Below are 14,757 nucleotides of genomic sequence, written 5' to 3' on the forward strand. Positions count from 1 at the left end.
TTTGCTGAAGCCGGGCTGAACGCCGGCGCTCGCGCAACCTTGCGTGCAGCTGAATGCCGGCGCGTTGCGCCGCAAAAAATAACTGCCGGGAACGCGGCGCGCCGGTCTAGCCGTGCGCCTGGCGGGCCGCCTGCAGGCGGTGCAGGGTGATCTTGCGCACTTCCGCCTTGCTGATCTCGATGTGCGCCTTCAGCATCCGCGCGGCCTCGTCGGCGCGGCGCGCCAGGACGGCGCGCAGGATGGCGCCGTGCTCCACGTAGGTGGCATCCACGCGATAGCCCTTGGTGAAATCGAGCTGGCGGATGATGCGGATCTTCTCGGTCACGTCGCGATGAATCTGCGCCATCTCCGGATTGCCGGCCGCCGCGACCAATGCGCAATGGAAGCCTTCGTCCAGCTCCGCCACTTCCCGGCCGTCGCGCAGCCGCTCGGCAGGCGTCACGAGCCAGGCGCGTTTGAGCGCCGACAGGGCCCCGGCGGCGTCCATGTCGTGCAGGGCGCACAGACGCGCGACCGCGGCCTGTTCCAGCACGATGCGCACATCGTAGAGCGCTTCGAACCGCTCGAAATCGAACGGGCGCACGCGCCAGCCGCTGCGCTGGCGCAGCAGCACGAAGCCCTCGCGCTCCAGCCGGTACAAGGCCTGCCGCACCGGCGTGCGGCTCACGCCCAGCCGCGCCACCAGTTCGCTTTCGGTGAAATCGTCGCCGGGCAGCATGCGGAACTCGAACAGGTCGCGCTTGATCAGCGCGTAGGCCTGCCCGGCCAGCGTGGCGCCCGGGGCGGCGGGCGGCTGGTCGGGCAGGGTGGCCAGGTTCAGGCGCATGTCAGGCGACCGCGCAATCGGTCTCGGCGTCGATGACCAGCAGCATGTCGCCGCTGTTGACGGGCTTGCCCGGGATGCAGCGTATGGCGGTGACCGTGCCGCCAAACGGCGCCTTGATGGACAGCTCCATCTTCATTGCCTCGACGATGACGAGCGTGTCGCCGGCTTCGACGCGCTGTCCGACGCCGACCGGGATCTTCCAGACGTTGCCGCACAGGTCGGCGCATACCGCGCGCTCGGTCGCCGACAGCTCAGGCGCCGCTTCCTGCGGCGCCTGCGGCTCGGCTACGGTCGCCGCTTCGGCCTGCCACAGGGCGACCTCGGCCTCGAAGGCGGCTTGCTGCGTCGCCTTGAACGCGTCGATGTCGGCCGCGTGCTGGGCCAGGAAGCGGCGGTACGCGGCGAAATCGAAATCTTCCTCTTCGATGCGCAGCGTGGCCCGTCCTTCGCGGAAGTCTTCCCGCAGGACCGACAGCTCGGCCTCGGACACCGGATAGAAGCGGACCTGGTCGAAGAAGCGCAGCAGCCATGGCTGGCCGTCCCGGAACACCGGGTTCTTCAGGAACTTGTTCCAGATCGGCAGCGTGCGCCCGACCAGTTGGTAGCCGCCGGGCGAATCCATGCCGTAGATGCACATGTACACGCCGCCGATGCCCACCGTGCCTTCGGCAGTATAGGTGCGCGCCGGGTTGTACTTCGATGTCAGCAGGCGGTGGCGCGGGTCGATGGGTACGGCGCAAGGCGCGCCCAGGTACACGTCGCCCAGGCCCAGCACCAGGTAGCTGGCATCGAAGACGATGCGGCGCACGTCCTCGCGCGATGCCAGCCCGTTGATGCGCTGGATGAAATCCACGTTGTTCGGCAGCCAGGGCGCATCGGCCCGCACGGTTTCCTGGTAGCGCTGCACGGCGCCCAGCGTGGCGCTGTCCTCGAAAGCCATGGGCAGGTACACCACCCGGGTGGGAACTTTCAGGGTGGCCACGTCGGGCAGGGTTTCCTCGATGCCCAGCAGGCGCGAAACCAGTGCATCCTGGCTGATGGCGCGGCTGTCGTACTGGATCTGCAGCGAGCGCACGCCTGGCGAGCACTCCAGCACGCCGGCGATCGGCGCCGCCGCCAGTGCCTGCATCAGCAGATGCACCCGCATGCGCAACGCCAGGTCCAGGACGTTCTCGCCGTACTCCAGCAGCAGGTAGCTGTCGCCCGCCTGCCGGTATGTCACGAGGGGCCGCGCGGCGGTTGCGGGCAGGCGGGCCACGATGGGCGACAGTCCGCCCGGCGCCGGGGGCGGCGCCGTGAGCGCGGGCAAGCCGTCGGCGCGCAGCGTTGCGATGGCGGTTTCCTGCCGCGCCTGCAGGGCCAGCGCCTGGTCCGCGGTCAGCGGTGTGAAGCGGATGCGGTCGCCGGGGCGCACCTGGCCGACCTTCCAGAGTTCCGCCTTGGCGATGGTTACCGGGCAGACGAACCCGCCCAGGCTGGGACCGTCGCGCGTCAGGATGACCGGACTGTCGCCGGTGAAATTGATGCTGCCGATGGCATATTCGCAGTCGTGGATGTTGGACGGATGCAGGCCGGCCTCGCCGCCATCCTGCCGCGTCCACGCAGGCTTGGGGCCCAGCAGGCGCACGCCGAGGCGGTTCGAGTTGTAGTGCACTTCCCAGTCGGCGGCGAAGAACTGTTCAATCGACTCGGCGGTGAAGAAGTCGGGCGCGCCATGCGGGCCGATCAGCACGCCGATCTGCCAGTGGCCGGGATACTCGGGGACCAGGGCCGGATCGGCCGCGGCGGGCGCCGTCGCGGGCGCCGGAGTCAGGCTGGCGGGCAGGCCGGGCTGCGCCACCGGCAGCATGTCGCCGGCCCGCAGGCAGCGTCCCGCATGGCCGCCGAACTGGCCCAGGGCGAAAGTCGAGCGGCTGCCCAGGTAGCAGGGCACGTCCAGGCCGTTGCGCACCGCCAGATAGCTGCGGCAGCCCGTGACCGCGCGCCCCATGGCCAGCACCTGGCCGCGGCGCACCGCGACCGGCTCCCACATGGGCATCGGCTGGCCATCCAGCAGGGCTTCCATGCGCGCACCCGTCAGGGCCACCACCGCGTCGTGATGGAACTTCAGGCTCGGTCCCACCAATGTGCATTCCAGGCCCGCGGCTTCGGGCGCGTTGCCGACAATGCGGTTGGCCAGCCGGAATGCGTAGTCATCCATGGGGCCGGACGGCGGCACGCCGATGCGCCAATAGCCGACGCGTCCGGGGTAGTCCTGGACGCTGGTGTAGGTACCCGCCTCCAGCACTTCGAGCGCCGCGGGGCGGAAATCGAAGCGCTCCAGGAAGCGCGTAGACAGCTCGCCGGCCTGGAAGCGCGGCTCGGCCGCGACCTGACGCAGGAACTCCAGGTTGGTGGCGATGCCATGCAGCTGCGTGCGGGCCAGCGCATCGCGCAGCTTGCGCATGGCGTCGCCGCGGTCGTTCCCATGCACGATCAGTTTGGCCAGCATGGGATCGTAGTAGGGCGGCACGTCGGTGCCGGTCTCGACCCAGCCATCCACGCGCGCGTCGTCGGGGAACTGCACGCCGGTCAGCACGCCGGGCGAGGGCTGGAAGCCGCGCGCCGGGTCTTCCGCGTAGAGGCGCACTTCGATGGCGGCGCCCCGCGGCGGACGTTGCAACGCTGCCCAGTCCAGCGCATCGCCCGCCGCCACGCGCAGCATGCACTCGATCAGGTCGAGGCCGGTGACGGCCTCGGTGACGGGATGCTCGACCTGCAGGCGCGTGTTGACTTCCAGGAAGTAGAAGGCGTCGCGCGTCTGGTCGTAGATGAACTCCACCGTGCCCGCCGAGCGATACTGCACGGATTCGCCCAGCATGACCGCGGCGCGCAGCAAGGCCTCCCGGGTGGCCTCGGGCAGGCCCGGCGCCGGCGTTTCCTCGATGATCTTCTGGTTGCGGCGCTGGATGGAGCAATCGCGTTCTCCCAGCGCGATCACCCGGCCCTGGCCGTCGCCGAAGATCTGCACTTCCACGTGGCGCGCCTGGTCGACATAGCGTTCCAGGAACGCGCCGCTGTCGCGGAAGAAAGTCTGGCCCTGGTGCCGCACGGCCGCGTAGGCGGCGACCAGTTGCGCGGGGTCGTTGCAGCGCGACAGGCCGATGCCGCCGCCGCCCGCGGTGCTCTTGAGCATGACGGGATAGCCAATGCGTTCAGCCTGCGCCAGGGCGTCGTCGGCATCGGCCAGCAGGCCGCTGCCGGGCGCCATGGGCACGCCAGCCGCGGTTGCCAGCTCGCGTGCCCGGTGCTTCAGGCCGAACTCACGCAATTGCCGCGGCGTGGGCCCGACGAACGCGATGCCGGCCGCTTCGCACGCCTCGGCGAACTCGGCGCTTTCGGATAGAAAGCCATAGCCCGGGAAGACGGCCTGCGCGCCGGTGGACCGGGCGGCTTCCAGGATGCGGTCGATGCGCAGGTAGCTGTCCGCGGCTTTGTCGCCGCCCAGCGCGAACGCGGCGTCGGCCTGGCGCACGTGCGCCGCGTTGCGGTCGGCGTCGGAATGCACGGCCACGCTCCTGATGCCCAGGCGCTTGAGCGTGCGAATGGCGCGCACGGCGATTTCGCCGCGGTTGGCGATGAGTACGGTATGGAACATTATGGTTATTCCCCTTGGTGGGCCACGGAATCTTGCTGATGGCGCAGGTAGGCGCGCCAGCCGCCGAACTCGGTGATGTCGCGCGCGCCCGCGATGCCGTACGGCTCGCAAATGAAACCCTTCACCTGGCGCCCGTCGGCGAGTTCGAGCGTGCCGATTCCCAGCGGCGGCGGGATCTCGGCCACGAATTCGCCGAACGCGGCATGCGAGAGCTCCCAGATCTCCACGGCGATGGAAGCGCCCGCGGCGGCCCGCGCCAGGCCGGGCTTGGGCGGCGTGCTGTCGGCCAGCGCATACAAGCGGTACGCCGGGGCGCTGTGAGTGGCTTCGAGGAAGCGCGCCCCGCGCGAGGTCAGTTGATGGTTTAGCGGCATGCCGCGCAGATGCGCTCCCACGACGGCGACCCGCACCCCCTGGGTCGGCGCGGCGGACCGTGGCGCGAGCGTGGTCGGCCGGGCCCGGCCGGTGGCGCCCAGGGTGCCGCCCTGCGCGGCTTCCCAGCGGCGTCCGAACTCGGCCAGCGCGCGATCATGCCAGGCCGGGCCGATCAAGGTGATGCCGCAGGGCAGCCCGTCGGCGCGCATGCCAGCGGGCAACGCCAGCGCGGACAAGTCGGCCAGGTTGGCGAAGTTGGTGTAGACCCCCAGCCGGGTATTCAGCGCGACCGGCTCTTCGCGCAGTTGCGCGATGGTGTAGATGGACGGCGAGGTGGGCACGACCATGGCGTCGTAGCCGGCCAGCGTCTGCTGGATGACGCGCGCCAGCGCGGCGCGGCGGTACTCGGCCTCGAAGGCGTCGACGGCACTGTAGCGGGCCGCCTGCTCGACGATGCCGCGCACGACCGGCTCGATTGCATCGGGCGCCCGCTCGTGCAGGGCGCGTACCGCCGCGTAGCGCTCGGCGACCCATGGCCCCTGGTACAGCAGGTCGGCCAGCTGGCGGAACGGCGCGAAGTCGATGGGGTGCAGCGTTGCCCCCAGCGTGCGCAACGCGTCCAGGGAGCGCTCATAGGCCGCCTGCGCCTGCGCGTCGCCGTGGAACTCGGGCTCGGCGGGAATGGCCAGGCGCGGCTGGCGGGCCAGCTGGGCGGGCATGGCCGGCGCGGGGCGCGAGTATGGGTCGTGTGCGTCATAGCCGCCCGCCAGCATGGCCACGGTGTCGGCATCGCCGACCGTCAGCGCGAAGATCGACACGCAGTCCAGGGTGCGGCAAGCCGGCACGACGCCGCGCGTGCTGAGCCAGCCACGGCTCGGCTTGAGCCCGACGATGTTGTTGAAGCCGGCCGGCACGCGGCCGGATCCGGCGGTATCGGTGCCCAGCGCGAAGGCGGCCAGCCCGCGCGCCACGACGCTGGCCGAGCCCGAGCTGGAGCCGCCGCTGATATACGCGGGATCGAAGGTGTTGGGCACGGCGCCGTGCGGCGAACGCGTGCCCACCAGGCCGGTGGCGAACTGGTCCAGGTTGGTCTTGCCGATCAGGATGGCGCCCGCCGCGCGCAGGCGCCGCACGACGTCGGCGTCTTGCGCCGCCGTGTATGCGAAGGCGGGGCAGGCCGCCGTGGTGGGCCAGCCGGCGGCGTCGATGTTGTCCTTGATGGCGAATGGCACGCCATATAACGGCAGGCGGGCCAGGTCGCCGTCCGCCTGCGCCAGTTGGCGCGCCAGCGTGTCGAGTTGTTCCTGCAGGCATGCTGCGTCGGCGCGGCAGATCCAGGCAGGGTCGTCCGCTTGCAGGCCGGCGACCAGCCGGCCCAGCAATTCGGCCGGCTGCGCGCCATGCTCGCGATAAGCCGCCTGCCAGTCGGCCAGGGTCCATCCGCGCGTTGCTTCGATGACATTGTGGGCATTCATGCCTGGGATCCTCGCTTGTATACAAGTCGTTCCAACCAAAGCAATCGATATGCCAACTTCGGCCCCTTGCCGGCAGAGCCAGTATCCATGCGGGTTTGCGCGCGACGCCCCAGGCCACGCCGGCGGCCCGCCGCATCGCGGGCACGTGCCCGGGCCGCGCGTCCACGCACCGAAGCCGGGCATGCATGCACTGATGCCGTGCCTCTGCACCAACATCGGGGCCGCGCCGGCCCGCTGCATCGAAAGGCTTTGGCCGGACGGCGTGCCCCGCGCATGCCCGCGCCATCGCGGCCGCCCTGTGTCCGGCCAAGCTTCGCAGGCGAGTTGGCATACGAATTGCTTTTGCCCTGATGCACGCGTGGTCGCGGCGTTCGCGATGCGGGCATGGTTTCGATGCACAGGCAGATCACGCCGGCGCTGCCGGCCCATTCAAGAAAAGGATCCAAGCGATGAAGCGCAGACTCGTACTGAAGCAGTTGACCGCCGCCAGCCTGTTGGCGTTGGCGGGCTGGGCGCCGGCAGCGATGGCCGCCGACACCATCAAGGTCGGCATCCTGCATTCGTTGTCGGGCACCATGGCGATTTCCGAGACCTCGCTCAAGGACGTGGCCCTGATGGCGATCGAGGAGATCAACGCGCAGGGCGGCGTCCTGGGCAAGCAGCTCGAGCCCGTAGTGGTGGACCCGGCCTCGAACTGGCCGCTGTTCGCCGAGAAGGCCCGCCAGCTGCTCGCGCAGGACAAAGTGTCGGTGGTGTTCGGCTGCTGGACCTCGGTGTCGCGCAAGTCGGTGCTGCCGGTATTCAAGGAACTCAACGGCCTGCTGTTCTATCCCGTGCAGTACGAAGGCGAGGAGCTGGAGAAGAACGTGTTCTATACCGGCGCGGCTCCCAACCAGCAGGCCATTCCCGCGGTGGAATACCTGATGAGCGAGGACGGCGGCGGCGCCAAGCGCTTCGTGCTGCTGGGCACCGACTATGTCTATCCGCGCACGACCAACAAGATCCTGCGCGCCTTCCTTCACTCGAAGGGCGTGAAGGACGAGGACATCCAGGAGGTCTACACGCCGTTCGGCCATTCGGACTACCAGACCATCGTCGCCGACATCAAGCGGTTCGCCACGGGCGGCCGCACCGCCGTGGTCTCGACCATCAACGGCGACTCCAACGTGCCCTTCTACAAGGAGCTGGGCAATGCCGGCCTGAAAGCCACCGACGTGCCGGTCGTGGCGTTCTCGGTCGGCGAGGAAGAGCTGCGCGGCGTCGATACCAAGCCGCTGGTCGGCCACCTGGCCGCCTGGAACTACTTCCAGTCGATCAAGAATCCCGTCAACGCGGCCTTCATCGACAAGTGGCGCGCCTATGCCAAGGCGCGCAATCTGCCCAATGCCGGCACGGCAGTCACCAATGACCCGATGGAAGCCACCTATATCGGCATCCACATGTGGAAGCAGGCGGTCGAGAAGGCCGGCACAACCGAGGTCGATTCCGTGATCGGCGCCATGGGCGGCCAGACCTTCGAGGCGCCGGACGGCTTCACCGTGCAAATGGACCAGACCAACCACCACTTGCACAAGCCGGTCTACATCGGCGAGATCAAGGCGGACGGCCAGTTCAACGTGGTGTGGAAGAGCAAGGGGCCGATCCGCGCCCAGCCGTGGAGTCCGTACATTCCCGGCAATGAAGGCAAGCAGGGCCTGTAGGCGCGGAGAAGCGATGATGCGCAGCGCGTTTGTGGTGCGGCTCCTGCTACGCCTGGCCATGGCCTGGCTGGCGGGGGCCTGGACGCCGGCCGCCGTGTCGGGCGGCCTGGATCCGGCGCTGCTGGCGCCATTGGCGGGCGATGACACCGACGCCCGGCTGGCCGCCATCGCGCGCCTGGGCGCGCAGCCGGCGCCGCAGGCGGCGGCTGTGCTGGAGGCGCTCGCCAGCGACCGGCTGCATGCCGCGCCGGACGGCAGGCTGGTGATGGATACCGGCGCGGGCGCGGTCGATGCCGCGACGGGCCAGCCTGTCGACATGCCGGCGTCGGCGGACGCGATATCGGTCAACAATCGCCTGCGCCGCGCCATCGCGGCCGCGCTGGCCACCGCGCGCCTGCACGCGCCCGATCCGGCCCAGCGGCTCGCGGCCGCGCAGCGCCTGCAGCGCGGCGCCGACCCGGCCGCGCTGCCCATGCTGGAGAAAGCCCTGGCGTCCGAACCGGATGCCCGGGTCAGGGCGGCGTTGGAGATCGCCGCCGCGACGCTGCAGTTGCAAAGCCCGGCGCCGGCGGTGCGCCGCCATGCCGCCGAGACCCTGGGCGAGAGCGGCAACGCGGCGTTCCGGCCGGTGCTGGCGGCGTTGCTGCAGCAGGATGCCGCGGGGCGCTACGCCGAACCCGATGCCGACGTGCGCGCCGCCGCGGCCGCCGCCTTGCATCGCATCGAGCGGCACCTGTCGCTGGTGGAATGGGCGGGCAACTTGTTCTACGGCATCAGCCTGGGCAGCGTGCTGCTGCTGGCGGCGCTGGGCCTGGCAATCACCTTCGGCCTGATGGGCGTGATCAACATGGCCCACGGCGAACTGTTGATGATCGGCGCCTACGTCGCCTATGCGGTGCAGGCCTTGTTCCGGCTCTGGTTTCCGCAATGGCTGGATGCCTACGTGATCGCCGCCCTGCCGGTGGCTTTCACGGTCACCGGACTGGTGGGCATGGCGCTGGAGCGCACGGTGATCCGCTGGCTGTACGGACGGCCGCTGGAGACGCTGCTGGCCACCTGGGGCATCAGCCTGATGCTCATGCAGGCGGTGCGCACCATGTTCGGCGCGCAGAATGTCGAAGTCGCCAACCCGTCATGGATGAGCGGCGGCATCACGGTGCCGGGCAGCCTGGTGCTTTCCTACAACCGCCTCGCCATCATCGTGTTCGCCGTGCTGGTGGTGGCGTTCGTGTGGCTCTTGCTGAACCATACGCGGCTGGGCCTGTTCGTGCGGGCCATCACGCAGAACCGCCGCATGGCCGATTGCGTGGGCGTGCCCACCGGCCGGGTCGACATGCTGGCCTTCGGGCTGGGCTCGGGCATCGCCGGGCTGGCCGGCGTGGCCTTGTCGCAGCTGGGCAACGTCGGCCCCGACCTGGGGCGCGCGTACATCGTCGATTCGTTCATGGTAGTCGTGCTGGGCGGCGTGGGGCAGTTGGCCGGCACCGTGGTGGCGGCATTGGGGCTGGGCGCCATTACCAAGTTTCTCGAGCCTCATTCCGGAGCCGTCATGGCCAAGATCGCCATCCTGGTGCTGATCGTGTTGTTCGTGCAGAAGCGGCCGCAAGGCCTGTTCGCGCCGCGCGGCAGGAGCGTCGAATGAATGCCGCCACCCTCGACCCGGCGCTGGCGCGCCGTCCGCTGTTCGGCCCGCGCGCCTGGGCCGCGCTGGCCGTGGCGGTCGCGCTGCTGGCGCTGTTGCCGTGGCTGAACCTGGCATTCCCGCCCGGGCATGCGCTGCATGTGTCGGCCTATGCGGTGGCGCTGCTGGGCAAGTTCATGTGTTATGCCCTGGCCGCGCTGGCGCTGGACCTGGTGTGGGGCTATGCCGGCATCCTTTCGCTCGGCCACGGCCTGTTCTTCGCCCTGGGCGGCTATGCGCACGGCATGTACCTGATGCGCGCCATCGGGCGCGACGGCGTCCACCAGAGCGCCGTGCCCGACTTCATGGTGTTCCTGAACTGGCAGGAGTATCCCTGGTACTGGGCGTTCACCGACCACTTCTGGTACGCCATGCTGCTGGTGGTGCTGGTGCCGGGCGGCCTGGCGTTCGTGTTCGGGTACTTTGCGTTCCGTTCGCGCATCAAGGGCGTGTATTTCTCCATCATCACGCAGGCCCTCACTTTCGCGGCCATGCTGCTGTTCTTCCGCAACGACACCGGCTTTGGTGGCAACAATGGCTTTACCGATTTCAAGCGCATCCTGGGGTTCGACATCACCGCCCCGACCACGCGCGCGGCGCTGTACTGGATCACGCTGGCCGCGCTGTTCGGGGCCTTGGTGCTGGCGCGCGCGGTCACGCAGTCCAAGCTGGGCCGCGTGCTCACGGCGGTGCGCGACGCCGAGAGCCGGGTGCGCTTCATCGGCTACGAGCCGCTCGGCTTCAAGCTGTTCGTCTGGACCCTTTCGGCCGTGATGTGCGGCGTGGCGGGCGCGCTGTACGTGCCGCAGGTCGGCATCATCAACCCTGGCGAAATGTCCACCGAGAATTCCATCGAGATGGTGATCTGGGTCGCCACGGGCGGGCGCGGCACCCTGATCGGTCCCATCATCGGCGCCGGCGCGGTCAACGGCCTGAAGACCTGGTTCACCAGCGTGTTTCCGGAGTTCTGGCTGTATGCCCTGGGCCTGATCTTCGTGCTGGTGACGCTGCTGCTGCCGCAGGGCATCGTCGGCCTGGTGCGGCGCTGGGCGGCGCGCCGGCAGGAGCACACAGCATGAGCATCGAATTCAACCGGCCGGCAGCCGCCGGCGACGGCGGTCCGGGCGGCGAGGCCTCGTACGGCCGGATCAAGCCGCAGGGCGTGGACACCACCCATGGCGCCATTCTGTACCTGGACGGCATCACGGTCAGTTTCGACGGTTTCAAGGCGCTGAACGACCTGACGCTGGATATCGGCGTGGGCGAGCTGCGCTGCATCATCGGTCCCAACGGCGCGGGCAAGACCACCATGATGGATGTCATCACGGGCAAGACCCGGCCCAGCGCCGGCACCGCGTTTTTCGGCCAGAACATCGACCTTGCCACGCTGAACGAGGCGCAGATCGCGCGCGCCGGCATCGGCCGCAAGTTCCAGCGGCCCACGGTGTTCGAGCAGCATACGGTGTTCGAGAACCTGGAAATGGCCATGAAGACCGACAAGCGCGTGCGCCCGACTTTGTTCGCCCGCCTGACCGGCGAGCAGGCCGACCGCATCGCCGAAGTCCTGGCGCTGATCCGGCTCACCGAGGCGGCATGGCGCGCGGCGGGGCTGCTGTCGCACGGCCAGAAGCAGTGGCTGGAGATCGGCATGCTGCTCATGCAGGAGCCGCAATTGTTGCTGCTGGATGAGCCGGTAGCCGGCATGACCGACGCCGAGACCGAGCGCACCGGCGAGCTGCTGAACGAATTGCGCGGCCGCCATTCGCTGATGGTGGTCGAGCACGACATGGATTTCGTGGCGCGCATCGCCGATGGCGGCAAGGTGACGGTGCTGCACGAGGGCGCGGTGCTGGCCGAGGGCACGATGGCCCAGGTGCAGGCGGATCCGCGGGTCGTCGAAGTCTATCTGGGGCGCTGAGATGCTGGAAGTGCAAGCCATCGACCAATACTATGGCGGCAGCCATACCCTGCGCGGCGTGTCGCTGTCGCTGCGGCGGGGCGAATGCCTCGGGCTGCTGGGGCGCAATGGCGTGGGCAAGACCACGCTGCTGAAGTGCCTGATGGGCGTACTGCCCGTGGCGGGCGGCAAGGTAATGTTCGAAGGACAGGATATTTCGCGCCTGCCGCCGCATCGGCGCGCGGCGCTGGGCATCGCCTACGTGCCGCAGGGCCGCGACATCTTCGCTCGGCTCACGGTGGAAGAGAACATCATCATGGGCATGGCGCGCTTCCCCGCCGCGCGGGCGCGCCGCGTCAAGGAGGAAGTGTTCGAGTTGTTTCCGGTGCTCAAGGCCATGCTGGGGCGCCGCGGCGGCGACTTGTCCGGCGGCCAGCAGCAGCAGCTGGCCATTGCCCGCGCGCTGGTGGCCGAGCCGCGCCTGATCATCCTCGACGAACCCACCGAGGGCATCCAGCCTTCCATCATCAAGGATATCGGGCGGGTGATCCGGCTGCTGCGCGCGCGCGGGGACATCGGCATCCTGCTGTGCGAACAATATTTCGACTTCGCGCACGAGCTGGCCGACCATTTCGTGGTGCTGTCGCGCGGCGAAGTGGTGGCCCGGGGTGCCCACGCGGAGATGGGCGGCGAGGACGTGCGCAGACATCTGTCAGTGTAGAGCCTGATTCAAATGCACAAGCCTGTTACAGCGATTCTTGTTACCCTTCTGGGCGGAGAAGTACTCCTTTTTTCCGCAAGCCCCTATCGATACGCTGTCAGTGCCCGCCATTCCGACCTTACCCGTTCCGCCCGCGGCGCCGCGCCGCGCCTGGGCCGTGTCCACCTCGCGCCGCGCCGGCGCCGTGCTGTGCGCCAGCCTGCTCATGCTGCTGGCCGCGTGCAGCTCCACCAAGGTCGGGCCCGGCTATTACCGGGTGCAGTCCGGCGATACGCTCACGAAGATCGCGCGCCAGCACAACACCAGCGTATCGGAGCTGATGCGGCTGAACAACCTGTCCAACCCCAACCGCATCAGCAAGGGCCAGCTGCTGCGCGTCAGCGCCAAGGGCGGCGCCGCGCCGGCCCCCGCCGCCACGCCCACCCCCAGCCCCCGTCCGGCGCCCACGCCGGCCGCCTCCGCGGCGGCGCTGCGCAACCTCAAGCTGGTATGGCCGGCCGCGGGCACGGTCACGCAGCGCTATAACGGCAGTTCGTCCAAGGGCATCACCATCGTCAACAAGGCCGGCACGCCGGTGGTCGCGGCCGCGCCGGGCAGCGTCGTGTACGCCGGCAATCGCCTGCGCGGCTACGGCAATCTGGTGATCGTGCAGCACTCGGGCGATTTCCTCAGCATCTATGCCCACAACAGCAAGATGCTGGTGAAAGAAGGGCAGAAGGTCTCGCAAGGCCAGCAGATCGCCGAAATGGGCGGCACCGACCGCAGCGGCACCGCGCTGTACTTCGAGCTGCGCCATCGCGGCCAGCCGGTCGACCCCTCTGGCGCGCTGCCGCCGCGCTGAGCGCGCCTATGCCGTCGCGAAGCCCGGCAGGGCGGGTATGCGGCTGGCCAGGAAATCGATGAACAGCCGCGCCCGCAAGGCGCGGCGGCAGCGTCCGCGCCGGGCGCCTCGCCGCCCGTGGGACGGGCCGTCGGCAGCCGCCTTACGGCCGGATGTGCGCGATGATGCGGTCGAGCATGGCGCCCAGTTGGGCCCGCTCCGCCGCGTCCAGGCAGCCGAAGATCTCGTCGTTGCGGCGCGCGATCAGCGCCACGATCTTCTCGTAGCGCGCCTGGCCCTCGGCCGTCGGCGTGAGCAGCACGCCGCGCGCATCGCTCTCGCGCGTTTCCTTGCGGACCAGCCCGCGTTCCACCAGGGCCTGGGCCGAGCGGCTGGCCTGGCCCTTGTTGAGGTTGGCGGCGCGCGCCAGGTCGTTGACCGACAGCGGCGCGAAGCGGCCAATGGCGGCCAGGCAGCGCGCCTCGCCCAGCGGCAGCCCGCAGGCATCCAGGTACGCGCGGTTGGTGTCGCGGTCCGACACCTTGTTGACCACGTGCAGGCGGTAGGTCAGGAAGCGCTCGAGCGCGGGGATGGCGTCGGGTCGGGTGTCGGTGGGCATGCGCTGGCGCGGCGGGCCGGGCCCGCCTTCGAATCAGTTGACGGTGATCTTGCTGTCGCGGATGACCTTGCCCCACTTCTCGCGTTCGGCCTGGGCATAGTCGGCCATTTCCCGCGGCGTGCTGGGAATCGCCTCGAGGCCCATGGCCTTGAATTTCTCGCGCACTTCGGGAGCGTCCAGGGCGCCGCGCAGCGCCGTGTTCAGGCGTTCGACGATGGCGCCGGAAGTGCCCTTGGGAACCAGCAGCCCCTGCCAGGCATAGGCCTCGAAATCCTGCAGTCCCAGCTCGATCAGCGTGGGCGTGCCGGGCAGCGACTCCAGCCGCTTGGCGCTGGCCACCGCGATGGCGCGCAGGCGCCCCGCCGCGATGTATTGCTGGCCCGTGGCGGAATCCACGAACATCATCGGCACCTGCCCGCCGATCACGTCCTGCACGGCCGGCGCCGCGCCGCGATAGGGCACGTGCACCAGGTCCAGGCCGGTGCGCAGGCGGAACAGCTCGGTGGCCAGGTGATGCGGGCTGCCCGAGCCCGGCGTGGCGTAGTCGACGCCGCCGGATTGCGATTTGATCCAGGCCTGCAGTTCATCCAGCGTCTTGGCCGGCACCGCGGGATTCACGACCAGGATCATGGCGAAGCGCGCCATCAGGCCGACCGGCTCGAAGTCGGTGGCGGGGTCGTAAGACAGGGTGGGATACAGAAACGGGTTGGCGGCCAGGGTGGCGGTATCGCCCGACAGCATGGTGTAGCCGTCCGGCTTGGCCCGCGCCACGTAGTCCGCCCCGATCGCGGTGGCCGCGCCGGGCTTGTTGGCGATGATCAGGGTCTGGCCCAGGGCCGGCGTCATTTTCTCGGCCAGGGTGCGGGCCACGATGTCGGTGCCGCCGCCTGCCGGGTAGGGGACGACCCATTCGATCGGGCGGGCGGGGTAGGCGTCGGCGCCGTGGGCCGGCAGTCCGCAGGCGGCCAGCAGCACGGCGGCCGCGGCCTTGAGGTAGCGCTTCATG

General features: G+C 69.4%; 11 protein-coding genes. 6 read left to right on the plus strand and 5 right to left on the minus strand.

What is annotated here, in order from left to right; all coding sequences use genetic code 11:
• Window positions 1–106: 106 nt before the first annotated feature.
• The 3 genes from CAL24_RS01225 to atzF are packed head-to-tail and all read right to left on the minus strand — an operon-like array spanning window position 107 to window position 6,313.
• Window positions 107–826, minus strand: a complete 720-nt coding sequence (locus CAL24_RS01225; RefSeq protein ID WP_094805513.1) for a GntR family transcriptional regulator — start codon at window positions 824–826, stop codon at window positions 107–109.
• Between the two features lies 1 nt (window position 827).
• Complete coding sequence (gene uca, locus CAL24_RS01230; protein WP_094805514.1) at window positions 828–4,463, minus strand: urea carboxylase; 3,636 nt, start codon at window positions 4,461–4,463, stop codon at window positions 828–830.
• 5 nt (window positions 4,464–4,468) lie between these two features.
• Window positions 4,469–6,313 carry an allophanate hydrolase gene (atzF, locus tag CAL24_RS01235; RefSeq protein WP_094805515.1) on the minus strand — a complete coding sequence of 615 codons (1,845 nt, stop codon included), beginning with the start codon at window positions 6,311–6,313 and terminating at the stop codon, window positions 4,469–4,471.
• A 449-nt stretch (window positions 6,314–6,762) separates the two neighbouring features.
• Here atzF and urtA point away from each other — a divergent pair, with 449 nt between their 5' ends.
• The 6 genes from urtA to CAL24_RS01265 all read left to right on the plus strand — a co-directional run bounded on the left by urtA (window position 6,763) and on the right by CAL24_RS01265 (window position 13,153).
• On the plus strand, window positions 6,763–8,013 hold the full coding sequence (gene urtA / locus CAL24_RS01240) for an urea ABC transporter substrate-binding protein (RefSeq protein ID WP_028353631.1): 1,251 nt from the start codon (window positions 6,763–6,765) through the stop codon (window positions 8,011–8,013).
• Between the two features lie 16 nt (window positions 8,014–8,029).
• Entirely contained in the window at window positions 8,030–9,655 is a 1,626-nt protein-coding gene (gene urtB / locus CAL24_RS01245; protein WP_094805599.1) for an urea ABC transporter permease subunit UrtB, read from the plus strand.
• Window positions 9,652–10,773: an urea ABC transporter permease subunit UrtC gene (gene urtC, locus CAL24_RS01250; RefSeq protein WP_094805516.1), complete on the plus strand. Its 1,122-nt coding sequence runs from the start codon at window positions 9,652–9,654 to the stop codon at window positions 10,771–10,773. The genes urtB and urtC overlap by 4 nt, the downstream gene beginning before the upstream one ends.
• Window positions 10,770–11,612, plus strand: coding sequence for an urea ABC transporter ATP-binding protein UrtD (gene urtD / locus CAL24_RS01255; protein ID WP_028353628.1), 843 nt, complete (start codon window positions 10,770–10,772; stop codon window positions 11,610–11,612). The genes urtC and urtD overlap by 4 nt, the downstream gene beginning before the upstream one ends.
• Before the next feature lies 1 nt (window position 11,613).
• Window positions 11,614–12,312 carry an urea ABC transporter ATP-binding subunit UrtE gene (gene urtE, locus CAL24_RS01260; protein WP_028353627.1) on the plus strand — a complete coding sequence of 233 codons (699 nt, stop codon included), beginning with the start codon at window positions 11,614–11,616 and terminating at the stop codon, window positions 12,310–12,312.
• Between the two features lie 157 nt (window positions 12,313–12,469).
• The gene (locus tag CAL24_RS01265; RefSeq protein WP_419670602.1) at window positions 12,470–13,153 is read left to right on the plus strand and encodes a peptidoglycan DD-metalloendopeptidase family protein; all 684 of its coding nucleotides are present in this window, start codon (window positions 12,470–12,472) and stop codon (window positions 13,151–13,153) included.
• 142 nt (window positions 13,154–13,295) lie between these two features.
• Here the strand turns inward: CAL24_RS01265 and CAL24_RS01270 are convergent, their stop codons facing one another.
• Complete coding sequence (locus CAL24_RS01270; protein WP_028353625.1) at window positions 13,296–13,751, minus strand: MarR family winged helix-turn-helix transcriptional regulator; 456 nt, start codon at window positions 13,749–13,751, stop codon at window positions 13,296–13,298.
• Between the two features lie 33 nt (window positions 13,752–13,784).
• Window positions 13,785–14,756 carry a Bug family tripartite tricarboxylate transporter substrate binding protein gene (locus tag CAL24_RS01275; protein ID WP_094805517.1) on the minus strand — a complete coding sequence of 324 codons (972 nt, stop codon included), beginning with the start codon at window positions 14,754–14,756 and terminating at the stop codon, window positions 13,785–13,787.
• Window position 14,757 lies beyond the last annotated feature (1 nt).

Source organism: Bordetella genomosp. 2, from assembly GCF_002261345.1.
In the GTDB taxonomy this organism is placed as follows: Bacteria; Pseudomonadota; Gammaproteobacteria; order Burkholderiales; family Burkholderiaceae_B; genus Bordetella_A.

Excerpts from the sequence above, each read along its gene's own strand:
- uca (WP_094805514.1), bottom strand. The coding sequence starts at position 4,463 with ATGTTCCATACCGTACTCATCGCCAACCGCGGCGAAATCGCCGTGCGC.
- atzF (WP_094805515.1), bottom strand. The coding sequence starts at position 6,313 with ATGAATGCCCACAATGTCATCGAAGCAACGCGCGGATGGACCCTGGCC.
- CAL24_RS01275 (WP_094805517.1), bottom strand. The coding sequence starts at position 14,756 with ATGAAGCGCTACCTCAAGGCCGCGGCCGCCGTGCTGCTGGCCGCCTGC.
- urtD (WP_028353628.1), top strand. The coding sequence starts at position 10,770 with ATGAGCATCGAATTCAACCGGCCGGCAGCCGCCGGCGACGGCGGTCCG.
- urtE (WP_028353627.1), top strand. The coding sequence starts at position 11,614 with ATGCTGGAAGTGCAAGCCATCGACCAATACTATGGCGGCAGCCATACC.
- urtA (WP_028353631.1), top strand. The coding sequence starts at position 6,763 with ATGAAGCGCAGACTCGTACTGAAGCAGTTGACCGCCGCCAGCCTGTTG.
- urtC (WP_094805516.1), top strand. The coding sequence starts at position 9,652 with ATGAATGCCGCCACCCTCGACCCGGCGCTGGCGCGCCGTCCGCTGTTC.
- urtB (WP_094805599.1), top strand. The coding sequence starts at position 8,030 with ATGCGCAGCGCGTTTGTGGTGCGGCTCCTGCTACGCCTGGCCATGGCC.
- CAL24_RS01270 (WP_028353625.1), bottom strand. The coding sequence starts at position 13,751 with ATGCCCACCGACACCCGACCCGACGCCATCCCCGCGCTCGAGCGCTTC.
- CAL24_RS01225 (WP_094805513.1), bottom strand. The coding sequence starts at position 826 with ATGCGCCTGAACCTGGCCACCCTGCCCGACCAGCCGCCCGCCGCCCCG.